The sequence below is a fragment of the uncultured Nostoc sp. genome (assembly GCF_937863485.1).
Lineage (GTDB): Bacteria > Cyanobacteriota > Cyanobacteriia > Cyanobacteriales > Nostocaceae > Nostoc.
The window spans coordinates 1-22,737 of record NZ_CALMFY010000005.1; the positions used below are offsets into that span (position 1 = coordinate 1).

General features: G+C 43.8%; 19 protein-coding genes. 7 read left to right on the top strand and 12 right to left on the bottom strand.

Annotated elements, in window-relative coordinates; genetic code table 11:
- The 5 genes from Q0541_RS00570 to Q0541_RS00590 form a co-directional block, all read left to right on the top strand.
- The coding region (locus Q0541_RS00570; RefSeq protein WP_298904161.1) for a SpoIIE family protein phosphatase at window positions 1-532 on the top strand (532 nt) is incomplete at its 5' end.
- A complete protein-coding gene (locus tag Q0541_RS00575) occupies window positions 529-2,679 on the top strand; it encodes an ATP-binding protein (protein ID WP_298904163.1) in 2,151 nt (716 codons plus the stop codon). The genes Q0541_RS00570 and Q0541_RS00575, both read left to right, overlap by 4 nt.
- Window positions 2,672-4,678 carry a response regulator gene (locus Q0541_RS00580; RefSeq protein WP_298904165.1) on the top strand — a complete coding sequence of 669 codons (2,007 nt, stop codon included), beginning with the start codon at window positions 2,672-2,674 and terminating at the stop codon, window positions 4,676-4,678. The genes Q0541_RS00575 and Q0541_RS00580 overlap by 8 nt, the downstream gene beginning before the upstream one ends.
- A 1,000-nt stretch (window positions 4,679-5,678) precedes the next feature.
- Window positions 5,679-6,266 carry a thylakoid membrane photosystem I accumulation factor gene (locus tag Q0541_RS00585; protein WP_298904166.1) on the top strand — a complete coding sequence of 196 codons (588 nt, stop codon included), beginning with the start codon at window positions 5,679-5,681 and terminating at the stop codon, window positions 6,264-6,266.
- 140 nt (window positions 6,267-6,406) lie between these two features.
- Window positions 6,407-7,015: a hypothetical protein gene (locus Q0541_RS00590; RefSeq protein ID WP_298904168.1), complete on the top strand. Its 609-nt coding sequence runs from the start codon at window positions 6,407-6,409 to the stop codon at window positions 7,013-7,015.
- A 23-nt stretch (window positions 7,016-7,038) separates the two neighbouring features.
- Here Q0541_RS00590 and Q0541_RS00595 read toward each other — a convergent pair whose 3' ends face one another.
- The 4 genes from Q0541_RS00595 to Q0541_RS00610 form a co-directional block, all read right to left on the bottom strand.
- The gene (locus tag Q0541_RS00595) at window positions 7,039-12,096 is read right to left on the bottom strand and encodes a PAS domain S-box protein (RefSeq protein ID WP_298904170.1); all 5,058 of its coding nucleotides are present in this window, start codon (window positions 12,094-12,096) and stop codon (window positions 7,039-7,041) included.
- Between the two features lie 368 nt (window positions 12,097-12,464).
- Window positions 12,465-13,643, bottom strand: a complete 1,179-nt coding sequence (bioF, locus tag Q0541_RS00600) for an 8-amino-7-oxononanoate synthase (RefSeq protein ID WP_298904172.1) — start codon at window positions 13,641-13,643, stop codon at window positions 12,465-12,467.
- Window positions 13,644-13,697: 54 nt separating this feature from the next.
- Window positions 13,698-14,330 (bottom strand): Holliday junction branch migration protein RuvA, encoded by a 633-nt coding sequence (gene ruvA / locus Q0541_RS00605; protein ID WP_100899594.1) that lies wholly within the window; start codon window positions 14,328-14,330, stop codon window positions 13,698-13,700.
- The gene (locus tag Q0541_RS00610) at window positions 14,330-15,088 is read right to left on the bottom strand and encodes a sucrose-phosphate phosphatase (RefSeq protein WP_298904175.1); all 759 of its coding nucleotides are present in this window, start codon (window positions 15,086-15,088) and stop codon (window positions 14,330-14,332) included. Before Q0541_RS00610 ends, ruvA begins: the two co-directional genes overlap by 1 nt.
- Before the next feature lie 962 nt (window positions 15,089-16,050).
- Here Q0541_RS00610 and Q0541_RS00615 point away from each other — a divergent pair.
- Window positions 16,051-17,076 carry a chemotaxis protein CheB gene (locus tag Q0541_RS00615; RefSeq protein ID WP_298904277.1) on the top strand — a complete coding sequence of 342 codons (1,026 nt, stop codon included), beginning with the start codon at window positions 16,051-16,053 and terminating at the stop codon, window positions 17,074-17,076.
- 79 nt (window positions 17,077-17,155) lie between these two features.
- On the opposite strand, the gene Q0541_RS00620 is transcribed toward Q0541_RS00615, so the two are convergent.
- The 8 genes from Q0541_RS00620 to Q0541_RS00655 form a co-directional block, all read right to left on the bottom strand.
- Window positions 17,156-17,281, bottom strand: a complete 126-nt coding sequence (locus Q0541_RS00620) for a hypothetical protein (protein WP_298904177.1) — start codon at window positions 17,279-17,281, stop codon at window positions 17,156-17,158.
- Window positions 17,282-17,342: 61 nt separating this feature from the next.
- Complete coding sequence (gene xseB / locus Q0541_RS00625; RefSeq protein WP_298904180.1) at window positions 17,343-17,570, bottom strand: exodeoxyribonuclease VII small subunit; 228 nt, start codon at window positions 17,568-17,570, stop codon at window positions 17,343-17,345.
- Window positions 17,571-18,830 carry an exodeoxyribonuclease VII large subunit gene (gene xseA, locus Q0541_RS00630; RefSeq protein WP_298904182.1) on the bottom strand — a complete coding sequence of 420 codons (1,260 nt, stop codon included), beginning with the start codon at window positions 18,828-18,830 and terminating at the stop codon, window positions 17,571-17,573.
- 60 nt (window positions 18,831-18,890) lie between these two features.
- On the bottom strand, window positions 18,891-19,169 hold the full coding sequence (locus tag Q0541_RS00635; protein ID WP_298904184.1) for a type II toxin-antitoxin system RelE/ParE family toxin: 279 nt from the start codon (window positions 19,167-19,169) through the stop codon (window positions 18,891-18,893).
- Window positions 19,156-19,449, bottom strand: a complete 294-nt coding sequence (locus Q0541_RS00640; protein ID WP_298904186.1) for a type II toxin-antitoxin system Phd/YefM family antitoxin — start codon at window positions 19,447-19,449, stop codon at window positions 19,156-19,158. The genes Q0541_RS00635 and Q0541_RS00640 overlap by 14 nt, the downstream gene beginning before the upstream one ends.
- A gap of 110 nt (window positions 19,450-19,559) precedes the next feature.
- Window positions 19,560-20,012, bottom strand: a complete 453-nt coding sequence (locus Q0541_RS00645) for an HNH endonuclease signature motif containing protein (protein WP_298904188.1) — start codon at window positions 20,010-20,012, stop codon at window positions 19,560-19,562.
- Window positions 20,013-20,017: 5 nt separating this feature from the next.
- Window positions 20,018-20,461, bottom strand: a complete 444-nt coding sequence (locus Q0541_RS00650; RefSeq protein WP_298904190.1) for a hypothetical protein — start codon at window positions 20,459-20,461, stop codon at window positions 20,018-20,020.
- Window positions 20,462-20,473: 12 nt separating this feature from the next.
- Entirely contained in the window at window positions 20,474-21,007 is a 534-nt protein-coding gene (locus Q0541_RS00655) for a hypothetical protein (RefSeq protein ID WP_298904192.1), read from the bottom strand.
- Between the two features lie 496 nt (window positions 21,008-21,503).
- On the opposite strand from Q0541_RS00655, the gene recA reads away from it, so the two are divergent.
- Entirely contained in the window at window positions 21,504-22,583 is a 1,080-nt protein-coding gene (gene recA / locus Q0541_RS00660) for a recombinase RecA (protein WP_298904194.1), read from the top strand.
- The last annotated feature ends 154 nt before the right edge of the window (window positions 22,584-22,737 follow it).

Sequence of the window (22,737 nt, forward strand, 5' to 3'; positions counted from 1 at the left end):
TGATGCCTGGGCTTGTGTTGTCGATGGTCGCCGTAGCCTATTGCTAGTAGCCGATGGTTTAGGACATGGACCTGCGGCTGCCACTGCTGCTTCACAAGCCGTGAGAATCTTTCAAGACGATCATCATCGTTCTCCTGGTGCAATCCTGGAAGCTGCCCACACAGCCTTGCGAAGTACACGAGGAGCAGTACTCGCCATTGCCGAAATAGACTTTGAACAACAGTCTGTCTGCTTTGCCGGAATTGGCAATATCGCTGCCAGCATTTTCTCGTTTACTGAGCACCACAATCTGCTGTCTCATAACGGCACGGTCGGGCATGAAATCCGCAAAATTCAAGAGTTTAGCTACCCTTGGTATTCCAACGGACTTTTAATTATGCATTCTGACGGATTAGGCACTAAGTGGCAGCTTGATCGCTATCCAGGCTTGAGTCAAAAACATCCTAGTTTGATTGCAGGTGTGCTATACCGGGACTTTAACCGAGAACGGGACGATGTGACGGTGTTAGTGGTCAAAGGAATGGGCAGATGACAATCGTTTTCACGATCGAAATCCACTATGAACAGGATGTTGTGCAAGCTCGGCAACGAACTCGCGAGATCGCCGAGCAGTTGGGCTTGGATACTCAAGATCAGGCACGATTGGCAACGGCAGTTTCAGAAATTGCCCGCAACGCGTTTCAGTATGCCAAAGGCGGAAGGGTTGAATTTTGTGTGGAAAGAGAGCCTCAGGCGTTTCTGATTCGGATTCAAGATTGGGGTGGGGGCATTCCTGATCTGGCAGACGTTTTGGCAGGACGCTACACCTCTGGCACAGGAATGGGTCTCGGCATCGTGGGCACCCGCAGACTGATGGATTTCTTTGAGATTGAATCGCTGCCGGGACAGGGAACAACGGTGGTGATGAGCAAAAGGTTGTCGAAGCGCACACCTACTTTCACCGATTCGCAATTGCAGCAGATTCGAGAAACCGTGATCGGGCGATCGCCCCAGAATCCCTATGAAGAAATCCAGCGACAAAACCAGGAGTTACTGCGGGCAATGGCAGAGCTACGGAAGCGCGAGGAAGAACTGACCCATCTAAACCGGGAACTGGAAGATACCAATCGCGGTGTGATTGCCCTCTATGCAGAACTGGATGAGAAGGCAAGTTCTTTGCAACAGGCAAACGAGCTAAAAACCCGTTTTCTCTCGAACATGAGCCACGAGTTTCGCACGCCCCTGAACTCGATTTTGTCGCTCTCTCGGATCTTGCTGGCCCGGATGGATGGCGATTTGACTACCGAGCAAGAAAAGCAGGTGATATTTATCCAAAAGGCGGCGAGCGGATTATCAGAATTAGTCAATGATTTGCTGGATTTGGCAAAGGTGGAAGCTGGAAAAATTGAAGTGCGTCCCAGTTCCTTTGAAGTCAGCGACTTGTTTGCCACGCTGCGAGGAATGCTGCGCCCATTATTGGTTCAAGGCTCCTCTGTCGCCCTGATTGTGGAGGAACCCGATACCATACCTCCGCTCTATACCGATGAGGGCAAAGTCGCTCAAATTCTGAGAAACTTTGTCTCGAATGCGCTCAAATTTACCGAGCAGGGAGAGGTGCGCGTCAGTGCGATGCAAATAGGTTATACTGTAATCTTCTCCGTATTAGATACGGGCATCGGCATTGCTCCAGCCGATCAAGAGCGCATTTTTGAGGATTTTGTGCAAATTGAGTCCCCTTTGCAAAAGCAGGTGAAGGGAACCGGGTTAGGACTGCCGTTATCGCGCAAGCTGGCACAGCTACTGGGCGGCAGCGTTTCGCTTACAAGTGATCTGGGTCAAGGCTCCACCTTTACGGTATCAATTCCGATCGCCTACCCACATGCGACTGAATTTCCCACTCTACTGCAACCCATCACATCACTTGAGCCAACTCGCCTGCCGATTCTGGTGGTTGAAGATCATCCAGAAACACTATTTATTTACGAAAAGCACCTTCAGGAGTCAACCTATCAATTAATTGCGACCCGCACCTTAGCCCAGGCAAGGCTTGCCTTACAACAACTTCGACCGGCGGCGATTATGCTAGATATTATGCTAGAAGGAGAAAACGGCTGGACGTTCTTGCGAGAAATCAAAGGAGATGAAAGAACTCGCACCATCCCTGTACTGATTATTACCATCATTGATAACGAGAAGCAAGCATTGGCGCTAGGAGCTAACGGCTTTCTAATTAAGCCTGTGGACAAATTGCCGCTGTTGAATAAACTCAATGTGCTAATTAATCAGAATAGACCTCAAAAAATTTTATTAATTGACGATGACCCCGCTTATCGCTATCTTATAAAAAAACTGTTGGCAAATACACCGTTGAGTATTTTAGAAGCCGCGAACGGGCAAGAAGGATTAAATTTGGCACAATGCCAGCAGCCAAGTGTGATCGTGCTTGACTTGGAGATGCCAGAGATCAGCGGGTTTGATGTACTCAAGCAGCTTAAAAACAATTCCGTCACTCAGTCGATTCCTGTGATCATCCACTCATCTGTCCAACTGGATGCAGAAGTGCAGAAGCGTTTAGCTGAACAAAGCATCGCCATTCTTTCTAAAGAAACAGGCTCTCAAACGGCGGCGATTGCCCAACTCCAAGATGCGCTCGTCAAAGCCGGACTAGTTCTGGGTGCTTGGGAGGAAAGCAATGTCTGAGTCACAGGTGACGATTCTGCATGTTGATGATAATGAAGCCAACCGTTACATTGTGTCCCGTATTTTGCAAAATGCAGGCTTTACGGTCGTGGAGGCAGCAACTGGAGCAACAGGATTAGAGGCAGTTGGTGAGCATCAGCCTGCTCTGGTGATTTTGGATGTCCAACTACCAGATATCAGCGGCTTTGAAGTCTGTCGTCAAATTAAGGCAAACCCCAAAACGGCTTTTATTCCCGTACTACACCTTTCTGCAAGTTTTGTCCAAAGCCAGGATAAAGCAGAAGGTTTAGACAGTGGTGCCGATGCCTATCTAGCACAACCAGTTGAACCCATTGAACTGCTTGCCACGGTGCGATCGCTGCTGCGAATTCGGCAGGCGGAGGAAGCTGCTCTCTCCTCAGCACGAGAGTGGCAAACGACCTTTGACTCGATCAACAACGGCGTATGTCTGGTAGACCGAGAAGGTATAATTCTGCGCTGTAATCGAGCGATAATGCAGATTTTTTGCAAGCCCTCCCACGAAATTTTAGGTTGTGCTCACCATGAGTTGATGGACGCAGAATTGGGAATGGGCGACGGCACGTGTTTTCACCGTGCTAAAGAAACTCATCAACGGCAAATTCTAGAATTTCAGTTCAAAGGACAGTGGTTTGCCAAAACCATCGACCCGGTATTTGATCAGCAGGGGACTCTCACAGGCGCCGTTTTCATCCTGTCAAATATTACGGAGCGCAAACAAGCAGAAACCTTACTGCAAGATCAGAATGATCGCCTCAATCATCTGATGATTTCCTTGCAAGAACAAACTGAACAAGCACAGCAAGCCAACCGAATCAAAGATGAGTTTCTAGCAGTGCTGTCTCATGAATTGCGATCGCCCCTGAATCCAATCCTGGGTTGGGCAAGAATTCTGCAAACGAGCCAGCAGGACGCAGCCAAAACTCAGTACGCGCTCGAAACGATCGAACGCAATGCCAAACTACAAGCACAACTAATCGAGGATCTGCTCGATGTATCGCGTATTCTCCAAGGCAAATTGAGTTTGAATACACTGCCAATTGGTTTAACGTTCACCATCAAAGCTGCCCTTGAAACCGTGCGGCTTGCGGCTGAAGCTAAATCTATTCAAATTGAATCAATATTTGAATCGAACATTGCCCAAGTGTTGGGTGATTCCGGTCGCCTGCAACAGGTTGTTTGGAATTTACTTTCTAACGCGATTAAATTTACCCCACACGGTGGTCGAGTAAAGGTGCAGTTAAAAAGGATCAACGATGAAGGTGAAGAAATGAATGAAGTAGATACTCATCCTTTGGAATATGCTCAAATCATTGTCAGCGACACTGGCAAGGGTATCTCTGGTGACTTTCTGCCCTACGTCTTTGACTACTTCCGCCAAGCCGATGGGACAACGACCCGAAGATTTGGGGGGTTGGGGTTGGGGTTAGCGATCGTGCGTCATTTGGTTGAACTGCACGGAGGAACCGTTCAGGCGGCGAGTCCTGGAGAAGGACAAGGAGCAACATTTACAGTTAAGCTTCCATTCATCGCTGCGGTAAAACTGAATCCAGATAATACTGAGTTTGATAATCGCTCAGACTTCAATCTAAATAAATTGCAAGCGCTGCTTGTAGATGATGACAGAGATTCGCGGGAGTTTATCGCCTTCGTGCTAGAACAGTATGGGGCGCAAGTGACTGAAGCGGACTCAGCACATGATGCTCTGAGCAGTTTAAGGCAAGCAAAATTTGATTTGCTAATTAGTGATATTGGTATGCCTGATATGGATGGCTACACACTAATTCGTCAAATTAGAAAGCAGTCGCCTGACCAAGGCGGGGAAATTCCGGCGATCGCCCTTACTGCTTATGCTGGAGAAATTGATCAACAACTTGCACTAGCTGCCGGATTTCAACGCCATATTTCCAAACCAATTGAACCAGAGCTACTAATAGAGGCTATTTTGGCTATATTAGGCATTAAACCAAGATTTGTCTAATTTACTGCAAGATGGTCTAAAAAGTCATAATATATCTAAACTCCAGTAATTTTTAAATAAAATTGACATCAGAGGGCAAATATTGAGGATGTATCGCTATAAAAACCTGAGTATTTATTAAATTTATTTACAGTTTTTACGGCTTTTAACTCAATACGGTTCACTTAAGAAAATTGTAGGTTGGGTAGAAGGAAGTGAAACCCAACAAAGTCACGGAAGTGTTGGGTTACCCTGCGGGAAGCCCCTTTGGGTCTACGTTCCTCAAACGCCACTTGCTTCTCCTGTCGGAGACGCTGCGCGTAGCTTGCTTCCCCGTAGGGGTACAAGTCGGGAAACCGCAGACGCTCTCTACGAGACGCTGCGCGAACGCAGGCTCGCTACCGCTGCGCTATGCGCGGCATCGTCTCCCCTTCTCCCAAAGGGAGAGGCTAGCGCCAAGGGAGAAGGGCGCAGTGGCTCCCCAACCTACGCAGAAGTTGAGTTTTAGGCTTAACTGAACTGTATTGGCTTTTAACTCCCAGTTGCCTGAAGTCACTAGCTCCAGCCGAATAGTATGACCGCTATTAGCAAACGCTTTGGAGATTCCCAACTGCCTAGAACGCTTCAGAATGTCACAGTCTTAAACCCTTTAATTGACGAGAAATGTAAAATTGGAAACACCCTAAGCCAAGGTTTAAGTAAATTAAAGAATTGATATCACTTCTAGAAATAGCCTTTTGTAGCATTCATACTAATCGTCAACAAATTTTATAGTTTCGGCAGGCTCTTTTGCCTAAAACCTATATCAGCAAGGGGTTTGCGACATTTAACTCTATTATTATCTCATGAGACTGATGAAAAAGCGTTAACTCTCCTTTCATCCGCCACTTCCCACTTCCGAGAGATAATCTCAGTAGGCGTTATCTTAAAAAATAGTGCGTGGGCGTAATTACATATCCAGCCCAGTTTGCCGAATTCAGCACAAACTCACGACAAGTAGTAGCTTGCAAGGTTGCTTTTGATGTATAGCACAAAATTTCTTTTTTTACATAAACAAATTACTGGCTGGCGAAGGTTGCTGTCCAAATGCTTGTTGTTGTTTGCAAGTCTTTTCATTATAAGTATGCAACCTGCATATGCTAGTCTCAATAATGATTTATATGATGGCAACATCTTTGTCGTTTATGCTGGCAATGGTTCATTGGTTCCTCCCAGACAGACACTTGCACAGACTTTAGCGGAACATAAACCCATATTTTTGGCCTTTTATGTGGATGACAGCAGCGATTCCAAAAGATATGCTATTTCCATTTCACGGGTACAGGAATTCTATGGTCGGGTAGCAGAGATTATGCCTATTAATGTAGATAGTATCCCACCTAAACAGACCTACGACCCTACAGAACCTGGATATTACTATTCTGGGACTGTTCCTCAAGTCTTGGTGTTTAATAAATCAGGTCAAGTAGTTTTGAATAAAAAGGGTCAAGTACCTTTTGAAGACATAGACGATGAATTTCGCAAAATATTTGATTTGTTACCACGCATGGAAACAGCACAGCTAAAGCGGCGAGCTTTCAATGAGTTCAGTAGTGAGTTAGCTAGGTAACTTATGGGGTAGACCAAATAGGTCTGCCTTAACTTTTGGTGCTTATTACTACATTTATGCTGATGTAAAAGCATAATATTAGAATATCTGTGTTAACCATTTAGGAAGTTAATCTATAGTCCCGTATAAAGTGTATTCTGATGTCAAAGGTTTACACCACCCAGGAGCTAATTCAAATTTTGGCAGCCGAACGCCAAGCTTGCCTCAACGGAAAACGCCTAAAATTAGAAATCACAGTCTCTGGCAATCCTGTAATTGACCAGTTTATCAGAACTGATGGGCTGCAACAATTCACAGCCTATCAAGATTTCAAAGCTGCAATTCACGAGTATCAAAAAGAAAATCAAGTTTCAGGTATTATCTGGCGGGAGGTAACAGTCAAAGGTAAAAATTTGAACTATCCCCAAGTAAATACTGAGCTAATAGCCCTCACCAGTGACTTAGAGATATTAAAAGCTGCTAAAAATTCTATCGTAGAATTTTGGCATGAAGTCTCTATGGGGATGGATTTATACTTGAGTTTCAATAATAGTAAACAATACCAACAAATTCTCACATTTGATGTAGAGAGAATTGTTCAAAGAACAGAATGGGCAAGTTTGTGCAAGTGGGAAAACTCTAACTTTTTGGAAATGATTTTGCAGCTAGGATGGGGTAAACCAGAAGAAGCTTATTATAAACGAGGAAGACCGCGATCGGGTAGTGAATATATTCATGCAGTCAATCCTGGTAATCGCCCCATTGGTTGATCAAACCTTTCCCCTTGTCTCCTTCAAGGTTGATTTTGCCCGATGAGACTGACGATCGCTGTAGCTAAATCCCCTACTTCGACAGGTTTAGGTAGGTGTTTTTGAAACCCTGCTGCCATTGCTTGGTTGTAGTTAATTTCTCCAGCATAAGCAGTCAAAGCGATCGCAGGAATTTGCCCCCCTAGCTCTGGCGGTAATTTTCTCACCTCGCGCAGTAACATATAACCATCCATCAAGGGCATTCCAATATCACTTAACAGGATATCTGGCTTTGATTGGGCTAATGTTTCCAGCGCTTGGGCGGCTGATTCAACTGCTGTTACAGTTGCTCCATATTGTTCTAGCGCAAAGCTAAAAAACTCTCGCACATCAGCTTGATCGTCCACCAGCAGGATTTGCACTCCAGCAAGTAATGTGTCCTCAGTACTGAGTTCTGGTTGAGAAGCCTCAGTACTGCTGACTCGCAACTCAGAATTTTTGAGTAAAGGCAGCCTGATTGTAAAGGTAGCCCCTTGTCCTTCTCCCAGACTCTCTGCCTGAACTGTACCACCGTGAAGTTCTACTATGTGACGCACAATTGCCAGTCCCAATCCTAGTCCGCCAAATATCCTGGTTGTCTTGGCATCTGCTTGTCGGAAGTAGTCAAATACGTAAGGCAAAAATTCTACGATGATTCCCTTACCTGTATCAATCACCTGAATTTGAGCATCTGACCCAACTTGCTCTAAACGCACTTCTACTCGTCCTTCTGTGGGTGTGAATTTAACGGCATTGGAGAGGAGATTCCACATCACTTGTTGCAAGCGATCGCTATCGCCCAGAACTTTGCCGATATCATTACTCAGCACTGTTTGAATTTCAATTGACTTAGCTTCTGCTGCTAAACGCACCGTTTCTAGTGCAGCTGCGATCGGCACTCTCAAATCCACTGCATAGAGATTTAGATTGACTTTACCTTGTAAAATCCGCGAAACATCAAGTAAATCTCCAATTAATTGGGTTTGTAACTGGGCATTGCGCTCGATTGTTTCCAATGCCCGGATTGTACTGGCTTCGTCAAACTTGCGGGTTCTGAGTAACTTTGCCCACCCTAAAATAGGATTCAGAGGAGTTCGGAGTTCATGGGAAAGGACAGCGAGGAATTCATCCTTAATTCGGTTGGCTGTCTCGGCTTGTGCCCTTGCAGTCTTTTCAGCTTCGTAAAGTTGAGCGCGAGCGATCGCTTGGGCACACTGCTGTCCCAATGTCAACATAAATCCCCGGTCTTCTTGATTAAATATTTGGTCATTGGTAAAGCTTAATCCTAGTCCCCCAATTACTTTGCCTTCTGCTATCAAAGGAATGGAAGCGCAGGCATTATTCCCTGTCAGAGCCACAGCATCTGCTAAGTTGGGATATTTAGCAATCATGGCTGCTAAATTTTCTAAAAAAATCGGCTGCCTAGTTCTGACTGTTTCCGCTATTTGGTTAGGTGTAGTGATCGGAAAATTTGTCCAGGCATCTATGAGTGATTGTGGATAGCCAATTGCTTGGACAACTTTTAGGGTAGTACCTCCCTGAGTAAGTAAGACAACAGAACCAGCAGTGGCTTCCAAGGCAGCAATCCCTTGGTTTACGATCACATCAGCCACCTGTTGGGGAGTTAGCGCTTCCGAGAGGGCAGCAGTTATTCTTTGTAAAAGTAGCGTGCGATTGACAGACCGTTCAGCTGCCTGTTTTGCCTGTTGAGTTTCCTGGTAGAGTCTGGCGTTGTCGATGGCTGTCGCCGCCCGACGAGCTATATCCTCTGCTAAAGCCAAGTCTGTCTGTTTGTAGTGCCGACCTGACTCGGCTGTAAAAAAAGAGATTGCTCCAAATAATTGCCCACGGGAACGAACTGGAATCACCATTAGAGAATGAATACCCAGACTTCGCAGCAATTGCAGATGTTCATCGTCTTCAGCCATCTGCACAAGATGAGACTGAGATAATTCCGGATAAAAAACAGATATTCCCAACTGTAGGCGCTGCACAAGCTGTTTTGCTCTGGTTTGGGGTGGATAACGCCGTTGGATTTCGTTTAAAGTATTTTGTTTTGTGGGATCGGCAATTGCGATCGCAATTTGTTTACTTGACCAATCTTCCTGGAAAACATCTACAATACACCAGTCAGCTAGGGTAGGAACTGCTAGATTAGCCACACTTTCCAAAGTGATTTCATAATCCAATGAGGCAGCTAGTAAGGTGCTGGCTTCAACTAAAAAGTTTTGTGTAATTTCAACTCGTTTGCGTTTACTAATATCTTCAATAATGCCTAATGCATACTTTGGAAGTCCATTAGCATCCCAAACTGCTGATGAAGTTAGGTTTACCCAAACAATGGAACCATCTTTGCGGATGTAGCGCTTCTCTAAGGAATAATCACTAATTTCTTGTGCCAAAACTCGCCGAGCATTCTCCGAATCAACTTCTAAGTCGTCAGGGTGGGTAATTTCCTGAAAGTTCATTTGAATTAACTCTTCATGACTATACCCAGTAATTTCGCACACAGCAGAATTAATTTGCAGAAATCGTCCATCCAATCCTATTAGAGTAATGCCCACAGCTGCCTGGTTAAACATTGCCCGGAACCTTTCTTCGCTTTCCCGCAAAGCAACTTCTGTTTGCTTTGCTGCTGTCACTTCTGCCAGAATAATTCCAATTCCTACCGTTTGGCCGATTGTGTTGTTGACCGGGTAATAGTTGCCCAGCCAGTAGCCGTAACGTTTGGGTTGCCCCCTTGTCTCACCACTAATTTCTACATTCAGCAGAGGTTCTCCACTATCCAACACCCGCTGTAAGAGTGGCTCCAACTCAGCCGCCATCTTTGGCAACACTTCCCCAAATTTGCGTCCTAGATGTTCTTCTATGGTCAAACCGTTAATCTCAGCAAAAACTTGATTGATTCGGATATATCGCAGTTCCCGATCCAAAAAGCATACTGCAACAGGAGCAGCTCCTAAGAGCGCATCTAGAAGAGATAGAGATTCGGCATAATGGACTAAAGCCTGGTGGATATCTCGATAAAGTCGCGCATTTTCTATTGCTAAGGCAGCACGATGGGTAATATCTGTTGCTAAAGTTAAATCAGAGCGATCGTAGCGACGGTCTGATTGAGCGATGATAAAGCTGATGCAGCCCAGGACTCGCCCTTGTGCGATTAACGGCACAATCATCACAGACTTCATCCCCAATTGCCGAACAAGTTCTAAGTGTTCCTGATTCTGAGTAGTTGCGACTAATAGCGAGTCAGATACCTCTGAGATTAATTCGCTTTGCCCGGTTTGCAGTACTCTAGTAATTGCACTTGCAACCTGATAATTTGTCACATACTCTTGAAGTTTACGCGCCAACTCCGCTTTAGATGGGTCTGCATGAGCAATAGGTAGGCGGCGAATCGAACCATCTTCATTTAAAATGTCGACGCTACACCAATCAGCTAGCTGGGGAACTGAAATTTTGGCGATCTGTTGTAATGTTTGTTCATAATCTAGCGAAGTAGAGAGTACACTACTAATTTGGGCGATATAGCGGAGTGTTTCCTCAGCCTGCTTGCGCTCTGTAGTATCGAGAATAAAAAAAGCTCCTCGATCTACAGTCCCTTCAAAATGGCTACCACCCGCCAAAATCGGGAAGCGTGAGCCGTCTTTACGGATATATTCTTTTTCATAGGGTGTGCAAAAGGGGCTGTCTTGAAATTGAGTCAGTGCTTCCTTATCAAGTGGCACGTACTCTGTAGGAGTCAAGTCTTGCCAGCGAAGTGTTCCGGCAAGTAATTCTTCACGAGTATAACCCACCATATTCAGCAAGGCATCGTTCGCGTCTGTAATCCTACCGTCTCTATTCCAGAAGCCAATACCAATCATGTTTGACTCAACCACACTGCGAAACTTCGCTTCGCTTTCCCGCAGTGCTTGCTCAGTTTGTTTGAGTTGAGTAATATCAATTGAACTAATGCCTACTCCTAATAACTGCCCATCCGGCAAACAGACTGGATAGTAGCTGATAAGAGCATAACGATACACCCCAGGCGGATAAGTTTCACCGCTCATTTCCTGGTTAAGCAAGGATTGCCTAGTTCTCATCACTTGCTCAAAAACAGGCTCAATTTGCGCTGCCCATTCCGGTAGTACTTCCCTAAAGGTACGACCAATATGTTGACTTTGCGGTACACCGTTAATCGCGGCTAGCGCTTCATTAGCATGAACATAGCGAAGTTCAGTATCCAGAAAAGCCAGCGCCACTGGTGAACTAGTAACCCAAGCATTAAGCAACGCCAGAGATTCATCTTTTTGCTGAATAGCTTGCTGAAGTTCCTGATGCAACCTGGCGGTTTCTAGTTCTGCCTGCTTACGCCCAGTAATATTCACACCTACACAGGTAATACCCTGAATCCTATTGTCTGTATCCCTTAGCGGTTCAACCAGCAAATCATAGTAGCAGTCTTCTCCACCAATCGTCAGATAAACCTCTTTACGGGTTGCAACACCAGTCTCTAGTACCTTCAGCTTAATAGCCCTCAATTTCTCTGCTACTAAAGCTGGAAATAATTCATCATCAGACTTTCCTAAGATTTCTTCAGCAGTGTTTAAACCTTGAGGATTATGAATCCACTGATATCGCAAATCGCGATCCTGCTGAAAGACCACGATATCTGAACTGCTTAACGCTAATCGAAATCGCTCCTCACTAACTTTCAGCTTTTGGAGATTTCCATCAGCCCATTTTTTAGCAGTCTTTAATACCTCACATAAGATGCTAAAGAGTAATCCTTGTAATCCAAACAACCCAATTCGCACAAAATTGGATAAGTCCAAACTCAATTCATAAACTGGAGGGAGAAAGAAGTAATCGCTCAGTAACACAGACAAGGAAGTTGCTAACAGCCCTGACTTTAAACCACCATACCAAGCACTCACCATTACAGCGCTAAAAAACAGCAAGAAAGGAGTTCCACTCATGCTGAACCAGAGGTCTAGTATCAACATTGGCACTAATGTAAATGCAACAATTAATACAACAATGCCATAACGCAGTAACTGAGAATAATGAATATGGGGCATGAAAATGTCTTGGATAAACCAATACTTATTGCAGCGGCTGTACATACCCTAAGCTAGTTTGTATATTTTAGTAACTTATCCACAGATAGATTTTTATTTAGTTTTAATAACCTCTTTTGTTAGAAGCTAATTCCTCAAGAATATAGTATTAAAAGTAAAAATTTATCGTTAATTATATATAGCAATCCTGTTTGATTTGTAAAAATTCAAAGCCATAGAATCCCTGACTTCTCAAATAAGTCAGAGATGCTGTTTAGGATTGCTATAAGTAAGTGGGCGTGAATAATTAAATTGGAGTCGCTGACTACGCTCCAATTTAATTAATTTTACATTGCGTAATATAGTTTGATTTATTTTTGCCCACTTACTTAGAACCTCACAAGTGAAGAGATATCCTTCAGCACTGCTACCAATTTGTCAATATGTGCTGCTTCATGAGTTGCCATTAAAGATATTCTGATCCGACTTGTGGGCACTGTGGGAGGACGAATTGCTGGAGCAAAAATGCCAGCATCTCTTAGCTGTTTTCCAGCTTTGAGAGCATCTGTCGCACTGGGCAATTGAAAACATAATATAGGTGATTCTGAAGGCAGTAATTTTAAATTAGGTAATTGTTGCAGCAAATTTTTCAAGTAATGTACATTTTGCCACAATTGGGCACGGCGTTGCGGTTCTTGTTGCACTATCTTGATTGCTGCTAAGGCCGCAGCTGTATCAGCAGGTGAAAGCCCAGTGGTATAAATCCAAGTGGGTGCGCGGTTTTGCAAGAAGTCAATTAGGGCGCTACTTCCTGCCACATACCCGCCTAAACTACCCAAAGCTTTACTCAAAGTTCCAACTTGAATTAATTGCTTTCCTGTACACCCAAAATGTTCCACACACCCTGCACCAGTTTTTCCTAGTACCCCAGTGGCATGAGCTTCATCAACTAGCAGCATACAGCTAAACTCATCAGCGAGATCCAACAATGCTGGCAACGGGCATAAATCGCCATCCATGCTGAAGACAGTATCAGTAAGAATCAAACAACGTCGGTAGTTTTGTCGCTGTTGACTCAACTGAGTTTTTAATACTGCGATATCACAGTGCGGATATTCCAAAACTACTGCACCGCTGAGAATCGCCCCATTTTTCAGACTGGAATGATTGTACTGGTCAGATAAAATTAAATCACGCTTGCCAACAAGGGCAGTAATTGTACCCAAATTGGCTAGATACCCGGAACTAAATACCAAGGCATCTTCTGTTTGTTTGGTAAATGCGATCGCCTCCTCTAAATCCCTGTGCAATTCTCGATGTCCACTGAGTAATCTAGAACCAGTACTACCAGTGCCAAATTCTGCGATCGCAGCAGTTGCGGCTGCCATCAACCGCTGATCTCCCGCCAGCCCCAAATAGTCATTACTGGCAAAATTAATTACCTCTTGCCCAGCTAAAACCACCGTTGCACCCGGACGACCGTGGATTGTTTGTACTGAACGATACCAGTCTGCCCGATGAATTGTTGCTAAGGAATGTTCTAGCCAGGCATAAGGGTCAGTGGGCATAGGGGGAGTAAAGAGGCAGGGGAAGAATAACAAAAGACAAAGGACAAATGACTATTAAACTTGTTCGCTACTGAGATGAGCGATGGCTTGTTTAATCCAATCTTCGACATAGGCGTCTTTGGGTAAGCCGATATCTTCACTCACCACATGCAGGGCGTGACTGACCTCATGGGCAGTATATCCCAAGGCGAAGAGGGTCATTTGCACCTCTTCAAGAATTCCGGGTGCTGGCCCACCTGTGGCGACGAAGAACCCGGCTGACTTGCGCCATTCGACTAATTTGCTTTTCAGTTCCAAACAGATGCGTTCGGCGATTTTCTTACCGACACCTGGGGCCTGAATTAAGATTTGTGTATTGCCAGCGATAATTGCTTGGACTAAATCTGGTAGTTCTAGAGTGTCCAAGAGTGCGATCGCTAAGGCTGCACCAATACCGGTGACAGTCAGCAAGTGGCGAAATAAATCGCGTTCGGATGGCGAAGCAAAGCCATATAGGAAGGGCACTTCTTCACGAATTTGGAAATGGGTAAAAATTTGCGTCACCCCTCCCGACTCAGGTAACTGGTTTGCTAGCCGTTGAGGAACTTGCAAATCATACCCCAAGCCATTCACTTCCAGAGTCAGGATTACGCGATTAGCGCCAATTGTTTGGATACCAGCAACTATACCTTTTAGATAACTAATCATTACAAGAGACCAAAATATTTTAATCCTTCGATAATTCCACCTGCACAGAAACATGAAGCCAGGTAGCGGTAGTCAGCGGGATACTCATTGTGCCATTGGAGTAACTCTTTTCGGGCATTCCCCACAATGATTCCCCGTTCGTTGCCTACAGCAAATAAAGCAATATCATTACCTGAATCACCACAGACAACTGTTTGTTCTGCTGCAAATTTCCACTTTTGGCGTAAAAACTGCATTGCCTGACCTTTATCGCTGCTATGGGGTACAATGTCAAGGTCTATTCCGCTACTGTAGATTAACTTTACATTTAATTTATTTTTCTGCAACTCTGCCTCAAGTTGTGGTATCACACTTGCAGATGCCTCTTGTTGTAAGAAAAAACTCACTTTGAAGGGACGCTGTTCTGAATCTGGTTGGATAACTAACTCAGGATATTTTCTAGTAATAGATAATACTGTTTCCCGTTCCCATCCCGGAGAGAGGATTTCTGACCAACCTGAGTCTGGTGTATCAGTACCATCAAAGTAAATCTCAGTACCCACAGAAAGAACGAGGGCATCCGGTTGCAAAAGATTTTTTTGAGCTTGGAGTTCTTTGTAAAGCACAGGCGATCGCCCAGTAGCATAAACGATTTTCGTACCGTATTCTTGGCGATGTCTCTTCAGCAGTTGATTTAATTCTGGTAAGGCGCTGTCATCGCCCACGGTGCGATACACGAGGGTATCATCCAAGTCTGTTACAAAAAGAAATTTAACCATAGCTACCTCTTTTCTCAGCTTTACCATCAAAAAGTTTATGTCCTTTTTGCACTTATCTCATTTAAAGAAAATAGGTGTTGCATAATGGCGGGATGAAAATAATTTTGCGTGATTTTAAAATCCTTCTCAGGCTCCACCTGGGAACGAGTCAAGCCTCATCAAGCTAGGTTTTTAGGACTTGTGTGTACACCGCAGCCTAAAAAAAGAGAGGTCAGCCCCTTCCCTACGGGACGCTGCGCGAACGGGGAAGTCAAAAGTCAAAAGTTAAAAGTCAAAAGTAACAACCCCATAAATAAATTTAGGGGCTTGTAACAAGGAGCGGAGGCGGAGTGTCTCCGCCTCCGCGCCGTATTTCTTGCGTTGCACGTCTCGAAATACATTTTTTATTTTTCCATAAATAAATTTAGGGGCTTGTACCTTTTTGTTTCTGGTCAAAGTGTATTGCATACATAGACCCGTAGCGGCTACTCTGCGAGAACGCTAAGAGCGAACCCGCAGGGTACGAAAAGCGCTATAGTACAGTTTTGCGTAAAAGCATAGCGTTTTTAATGCAGGGGAACGCATTAACATTGCATTGGGATGCATTGGCATTGTAAGGGAACGCATTAACATTGTATTGGGATGCATTGGCATTGTAAGGGCACGCATTAACATTGTATTGGGATGCATTGGCATTGTAAGGGCACGCATTAATAATGCAGCCAACGCATTGGCATTGTAAGGAGACGCATTAACAATGCAGCCAACGCATTGGCATTGTAAGGTATTGCCTTTTATTAATTCGCTAGGAATTAATGAAATGCTGTACTTAATGCTATTCGTCTAAAGTTTTATTCCTTAAAGAAGAATAAATCCTCTCAAAACTAGGTGAGCAAATTTTTTTGGCTGTGTTAGTCTTAATACTGGTAATGAATCTGCTTTTGTTGCCACGCTACTATATTGGTGGAATCATTACATTATTAATGCTTGGATACAATATTATCGTCGTTGGAACATCAGCAGGTGGGGTTGAGGCGCTGACTTATCTAGTCAAGCAATTGCCGCCCGATCTGAATGCTGCTGTGCTTATAGTTCTTCATGTATCAAGTCATGGCAAAAGTGTTCTGCCAGATATATTAAGTCGCGCTGGCAACTTGCCAGTGTCTCACGCTCAGGACGGGGAAGCTATTGTTCATGGTCGGATTTATGTCGCTTTGCCTGACCACCACTTACTGGTAGAACCGGGATATTTGCGTTTGACGCGGGGAGCAACAGAAAACCGTTGTCGTCCCGCTATTGATCCATTATTTCGCAGTGCAGCGCGAACTTATGGGCAGCGAGTGATTGCTGTGCTATTAACAGGAATGCTTGACGATGGCACGGCGGGACTAATGGCTGTAAAAATACGCGGCGGTGTGGCAATTGTCCAAAATCCCGACGATGCTATGTATTCAGAGATGCCACGTAATGCGATCGAGAACCTAGACAATATTGACCATATCCTGCCACTTTCAGATATTCCTTCTATTTTGGTAGCTTTAGTTAACAGGCCAATGGAAGTAGAACCAGAAAACCCGGTATCTAACAAGATGGAGTTTGAAACTCAAATAGCACAATTGAATTTGGAAGCAGTAGAAAACCAAGGCGACCGACCCGGTAAACCATCAACCTTTGGCTGTCCTGACTGCGGCGGTGTCCTCTGGGAACTCGAAGAGGGAAATTTCTTGGGCTTCCGATGCCGCACGGGTCATGCTTATTCAGCAAAAAGTTTGCTAGCCACGCAGTCTGATGCCTTGGATGATGCACTATGGATCGCTTTTAGGGCATTGGAAGAGAAAGCTGCTTTATCACATCGCATGGCTTTAAGGATGGAGGCTCGTAACCTATCATCGGCAGCAAAAAGATTGAAAGAGGAGGCGCACAATGCTCTTGAGCGCTCCGCCATTATTCGAGAAGTGCTCTTAAAGGACAATGCAAACACAGGTGTTGATCGACCAACTAGGGGCTAGGGGTTTGAAAATAGATAGCCCCTCTTAAATTCATTGCATACTCCTTTGGAGAACCCGGAGGGTACGAAATGTTCGCGCTTTAGTCTGGTAGAGTTGCAACCTCCAAACCGCAAGCGAATTGCAATTCTACCAGACGCACTCGCGTTCGTTCCACTTCTCTACCAGACCAAGGCATAACTTGCTTATTTGCAGGAGTACGTTGCACTCGCAATTAAATATCACAAGCAATTTGCCGGACATGATATGACACCAGCAGGCTCTAACTTCTACTCATCGCTCAAAGTTTCAATCAACAAATCCACCTGCTGCTGTCGCTGCTGCAAAAAACTTTCGCACTGACGCAAATACTCCACAGCACTTGCAAATTGCTCAAACACCGCTTCCAATTCCAACTCACCTGATTCAATCCGAGCGATGATTCCCTCTATTTCAATAACCTTCGCCTCATAATTCCAACCTTCCTCAGAACTAGAAGCACCCTTACGTTTAACCATTCAACTCTCTGTGTCCTCTGCGCCTCTGCGCTTCGTTAATTCCATAACTTTCACTTTAACCCCACCTTGCCCCAACTGAATCAACAAATCTTCTCCCACAGCTAAGTTTGCCGCAGAACGCGCGATCGCCCCATCTTCCCGCCTCACCACCGCATAACCACGCTGTAACACCGCTTTCGGGTCAAGACTGACCAACTTTTGCCGCAACAACTCTAGATGCTGCGTTGCTTGCTGCGATCGCCCCGTCACAATTTGCACCAATTGCTGACGTTTCCAAGCTAGCTTACGCGCCTCTTGCTCTACTTGTCGATCTAACCGCAAACGTCGCAAACGGTTTCGCAATACTTGCAATTTATTCTCAGCATTTTCTCTAAAGTCATGCACCGCCTCATGTAAAGCGACAACTCGCTGCCGATGCTCAGTATACAACTCTGAAAGTGCTGGTACAACTCTTTCCGCCGCCGCAGTGGGTGTATGCACACAGACATCTGCGACTAAATCTGCTAAAGATTCATCGCGTTGATGACCGATACCAGTAATTACGGGTATAGAACAACTAGCAAGCGATCGCACCACTCGTTCATCATTAAAACAAGCCAATTCCTCAACCGCGCCACCACCCCGCGATAAAATTAGCACTTCGGCACGACCATCATTTTCCACCCGCTCAATTGCTTTGACGATAGATTCCGGCGCTTGCTCACCCTGTACTGTAGCTGGGGAAAATAAAACCTGTAAACCTGGATACCTTTGCTTGAGGGTTTTTTGAATATCGCCCCAAGCAGCAGCAGTGGGTGAAGTGACGACAGCGATCGTTTGGGGGTGGATTGGGAGCGATCGCTTTCTTTGCGCGTCGAACAACCCCTCAGCCAGCAAGCGATTTTTTAGTTGTTGAAAGCGTAACGCCTGTAAACCAACACCAGCAGGTAGAGTCTGCCAAACTGATAACTGATACTCTCCCCGTTGCGGATACAGGCGAATACTGCCCAAAATGATTATCTGCTCACCGGGAACTGGTATCTGGGCGAGTTTTGGCAATTGGCTATTCCATACCACACACTTAATTCCGGCGGTGCGATCGGTATCTTGCAGCGTGAAAAATAAACCACTGCGATGATGGTTAGCACTGGAAACTTCGCCAGTTACCCAAACTTGTCGTAATTGTTCATCTTGCTCTAACAGCAAGCGGATATAGTCAGTTAATCCAGATACTGAAAGCGCTGTATCGAGAATCAGAGAGTCGGGAAGGTCGAAAGTCATCAAAGATGCCTGAAAGCATTTGTGCTGGAGCGATTTTAGCATTTTAATGAAAACAGAAGTTTATGCTAGTAAACGCTTTAATCTTTTGTAGACATCATCATTGCGCTTACCAACTAAAATCACTTCTAGTAAATCTTGATCAAGAAAATACCTGTAAACAATTCGATATTCACCACTATCAACTCGATATAAACCCTGATAACCAGATAGCTGCTCACTATCAGCGGGTAAAGGCTCAACATTCAAAGCCAAAACCTTTTTTGCAATCTGTGCTGCTATTTTAGGCTGCAAACCGTTCAGAAAATCAAGAACAGTTGCTAGACCATCAAGCTTCGCCATTAGCTAAATGCTCTAATGCAGATGTAAAAGTTTCTGTACCAATCATTTTGGACTGATTCAGAGCAACTTCAGCTGCTTGACCGAAAACCATATCCTCTAATTCTTCCAGCCGATTAATTAATTTTTGGTAGCTTTCGGCTGAAATAATCACATGACTAGGCCGTGATTGCTTAGTTAGTAGAACTGGCTCAGTAGCAGCCTTATCAAAAACCTCACCGTGTTTGTTACGAGCATCTGTAAGAGTATAGGTCTGCATAGCAATTTTGACTATTTTAGACATTTTGACTATATTTTAGCAGATAAATTTTCTCATCTGAATTCTGGTTCAAGATAATACAGTGTTCATTATTGAATGTTAGATTTTCCAGTGCGTTTTAAAGCAATAGGTGATTAATCCTTTTGAGACTGGAGTAACTGGCTAGGACGTGCCATCTTCACAGCAAGATAAAGATCCGGATAGTGAACAAATATATAGTGTTCATACTTGTACCAATGCATTTCACCCTTTTCTTTGTTACAAACCTGGCAAATAACCCATAAATTCTTGAATTCCATTGATAACCAAGGATACTGTGACCGAGGTAGCTTGTGATCTATTGTCTTACCACCTTTGTCAGAGTAGTGAGATGCACAAATTGGACAATACCAGTCTGAATTTTCTCTCACCCAATCTTTACTCTCTTGAGTTGTACCACACTCATAATCACCATTAATATAGCGCCAGTAATCGAATTCTCTATAATTTTCAAAATCTTGATAAGTTAATCTGTGATATCGCTTGTTACCAATTTTGTCCGCAAGCTCAAATAATTCTTTAAGTTCTTTACCTTCAAGATTAACCATATTTTTTACTGAAACTTGACAGTTCTATATGTCTTGATATTTTGTCTATTTTGAGATTTAATATTATTATTTTGACTGAAATCAATAAATTCCATTTCAGTATCAGGAAACTGCTTATCTATTTCTTCTGCTACCTCATTAACTTCTCTAGATAAGCTCTGGTTATACTCTTTTATTTCTTGATGAGTGAGATATTTATTACCAATACGATCAGCCTCGATAAATAATTCCTCAAGTGTTAATTCTTCAAGCTGGTAATTATCTATAAACTCCTCTATTTTCTGATAAAGGTTAATAACATTCTCCCAGCCAATATTCTTATAAAATTCTTCTTTTAGCCAAGTTTGATCTTTTTTATGAAGCTTAGTTCTATTCTTGGAGTTAGCAAGTTGAACAACCCGATAACTCATTCCTCTAAAATTCCTTTTTTTACTTTTTTGATTATTCATATAGTCAGTACTTTATCCTAAAGTCCATTTAAAAAAAGTAATTACTGCTTTCCGAATTTCACTGTCTTCATATTGGAGAATTGTTTTAGTATTAATAGCTAATTTAAGTCTAATTTGATCCACTAAATTTTTTAGAGATTTATTGTCTTTTTTGAGTTGTTCATTAACCTCGGTTAAATTTTTGTTTTGAGAATATATTGTCTTTAGTTCAACTGCTAAAATATTATTTCTCTGAAACAAGCTTTTAATTTCAGCTTCATATTTTTCTCTTTCCTGTTTTGGATACTTTTTAACTTGGTCAATTTTGGCAGCATATTCCTGCTCCTTCAACTCAATCTCTCTAGTTTTCTTCGTTACCAGACCTTTCTGGGCAGCTTGAAGACGCTGACGCTTAATTAGTTCAGAACCAGCAAAAGGCGAAATAGCCCTGCGAATGGTAATCTCATCAGGATTGGCACTAAAGTCAATTACTTCCAAAGCACGCATAGCATCTGCTTTTGTCCATCCCTCACTTTCAAGTAGCTTAATAGAGTGTGACTTATTCACGTTTGCTGAAGATAATTTATGTAATTTATATCACTATTATATCAGTACAATATCTCCATGCCAACAAGCCGGATTCAAGCATGACAGTAACTTTACTAAACTTATTGATGCCGGAGACTACTTAGGTTTTTGTTGTGGGTGATCGGGATTCGACGAACGCATTGCACTGCAATAGAGGTTTTCTCTCTCCAAAACAAAGCAGTCTCATTATGTACAGTGCATAAGGTCTGTTGTTTAGATAATTTTTTATTGAAAATCCCTTGCTTACCTAGCTAAAAAAAGCTATCTCTGAATGCAAGTTGGTGAATGCAAGTTGGTATCATTGTGCAAGACTACCCTAATCTGGTAGCGATCGAGTTACGATCTTGTCACACCCTTTTTTTGATTTGAGAAGTCCTATTCCAGAATTTTCTGGTTAAAATAGTATATCTGTTCTACTCAAACTCCCAGAGCAACACTCCTTAAAACCATATATTTAGAGGCATTAGAGGCAGGAATGGCTATCAACACCGATACTTCTGGCAAGCAAAAAGCGCTGACTATGGTGCTCAACCAGATTGAGCGCAGCTTTGGTAAAGGAGCAATCATGCGGCTGGGCGATGCCACCCGGATGCGGGTGGAGACGATTTCCAGCGGAGCGCTCACCCTAGATTTAGCATTGGGTGGTGGTTTACCCAAGGGGCGGGTAATTGAAATTTATGGCCCCGAAAGTTCCGGGAAGACTACAGTGGCGCTACATGCACTCGCCGAAGTGCAAAGAAATGGCGGTATTGCTGCCTTTGTTGATGCTGAACACGCCCTTGACCCTACATACGCTGCGGCATTGGGTGTAGATATTGACAATTTACTGATTTCCCAACCTGACACTGGCGAATCAGCTTTGGAAATTGTCGATCAGCTTGTTCGCTCTGCTGCGGTTGATATTGTAGTCATTGACTCAGTAGCAGCACTGGTTCCCCGCGCTGAAATTGAAGGGGATATGGGTGATATTCACGTTGGTCTGCAAGCGCGGTTGATGAGCCAAGCCCTACGTAAGATTACGGGTAATATTGGTAAATCTGGTTGTACAGTAATTTTCATTAACCAGTTGCGGCAAAAAATCGGTGTTACCTACGGTAGCCCAGAAACCACGACTGGAGGTAATGCATTGAAGTTTTACGCTTCGGTGCGCTTGGATATTCGCCGGATTCAAACCTTGAAAAAAGGTACAGATGAATTTGGTAACCGCGTCAAAGTTAAAGTTGCTAAAAATAAAGTAGCTCCGCCCTTCAGAATAGCGGAATTTGACATTATTTTTGGCAAAGGTATTTCTACCTTGGGTTGTATTGTAGACTTGGCAGAAGAAACTGGCGTGCTTGTCCGCAAAGGAGCTTGGTATAGTTACAACGGCGATAATATCTCCCAAGGACGAGACAATGCCATTAAGTATCTAGAAGAAAAGCCTGAATTTGCTGAACAAATTAAGCAACTGGTGCGTGAAAAGCTAGATAAAGGCGCTGTTGTTTCTGCTAACTCTGTAGCTAAAGCTAGTGAAGGAGAGGAAGAGGAAGAAGTCGATTTAGAGCCAGAAGAATAACGAGTGGAGATTTATTAATCTGCAACTGCTAATGGATAGTGCGTTATGAAGACAGCTAACGCACCTTTTCCAAGGTATTGATGAGTTACAACAAGCCTAAGGAAATGATTGCTACTATATGACGAGCAATCATTTTTATGGCGTTTCTCGTTGG

Excerpts from the sequence above, each read along its gene's own strand:
- Q0541_RS00575 (WP_298904163.1), top strand. The coding sequence starts at position 529 with ATGACAATCGTTTTCACGATCGAAATCCACTATGAACAGGATGTTGTG.
- Q0541_RS00580 (WP_298904165.1), top strand. The coding sequence starts at position 2,672 with ATGTCTGAGTCACAGGTGACGATTCTGCATGTTGATGATAATGAAGCC.
- Q0541_RS00585 (WP_298904166.1), top strand. The coding sequence starts at position 5,679 with ATGTATAGCACAAAATTTCTTTTTTTACATAAACAAATTACTGGCTGG.
- Q0541_RS00590 (WP_298904168.1), top strand. The coding sequence starts at position 6,407 with ATGTCAAAGGTTTACACCACCCAGGAGCTAATTCAAATTTTGGCAGCC.
- Q0541_RS00595 (WP_298904170.1), bottom strand. The coding sequence starts at position 12,096 with ATGCCCCATATTCATTATTCTCAGTTACTGCGTTATGGCATTGTTGTA.
- bioF (WP_298904172.1), bottom strand. The coding sequence starts at position 13,643 with ATGCCCACTGACCCTTATGCCTGGCTAGAACATTCCTTAGCAACAATT.
- ruvA (WP_100899594.1), bottom strand. The coding sequence starts at position 14,330 with ATGATTAGTTATCTAAAAGGTATAGTTGCTGGTATCCAAACAATTGGC.
- Q0541_RS00610 (WP_298904175.1), bottom strand. The coding sequence starts at position 15,088 with ATGGTTAAATTTCTTTTTGTAACAGACTTGGATGATACCCTCGTGTAT.
- Q0541_RS00615 (WP_298904277.1), top strand. The coding sequence starts at position 16,051 with ATGCTTGGATACAATATTATCGTCGTTGGAACATCAGCAGGTGGGGTT.
- xseB (WP_298904180.1), bottom strand. The coding sequence starts at position 17,570 with ATGGTTAAACGTAAGGGTGCTTCTAGTTCTGAGGAAGGTTGGAATTAT.
- xseA (WP_298904182.1), bottom strand. The coding sequence starts at position 18,830 with ATGACTTTCGACCTTCCCGACTCTCTGATTCTCGATACAGCGCTTTCA.
- Q0541_RS00635 (WP_298904184.1), bottom strand. The coding sequence starts at position 19,169 with ATGGCGAAGCTTGATGGTCTAGCAACTGTTCTTGATTTTCTGAACGGT.
- Q0541_RS00640 (WP_298904186.1), bottom strand. The coding sequence starts at position 19,449 with ATGTCTAAAATAGTCAAAATTGCTATGCAGACCTATACTCTTACAGAT.
- Q0541_RS00645 (WP_298904188.1), bottom strand. The coding sequence starts at position 20,012 with ATGGTTAATCTTGAAGGTAAAGAACTTAAAGAATTATTTGAGCTTGCG.
- Q0541_RS00650 (WP_298904190.1), bottom strand. The coding sequence starts at position 20,461 with ATGAATAATCAAAAAAGTAAAAAAAGGAATTTTAGAGGAATGAGTTAT.
- recA (WP_298904194.1), top strand. The coding sequence starts at position 21,504 with ATGGCTATCAACACCGATACTTCTGGCAAGCAAAAAGCGCTGACTATG.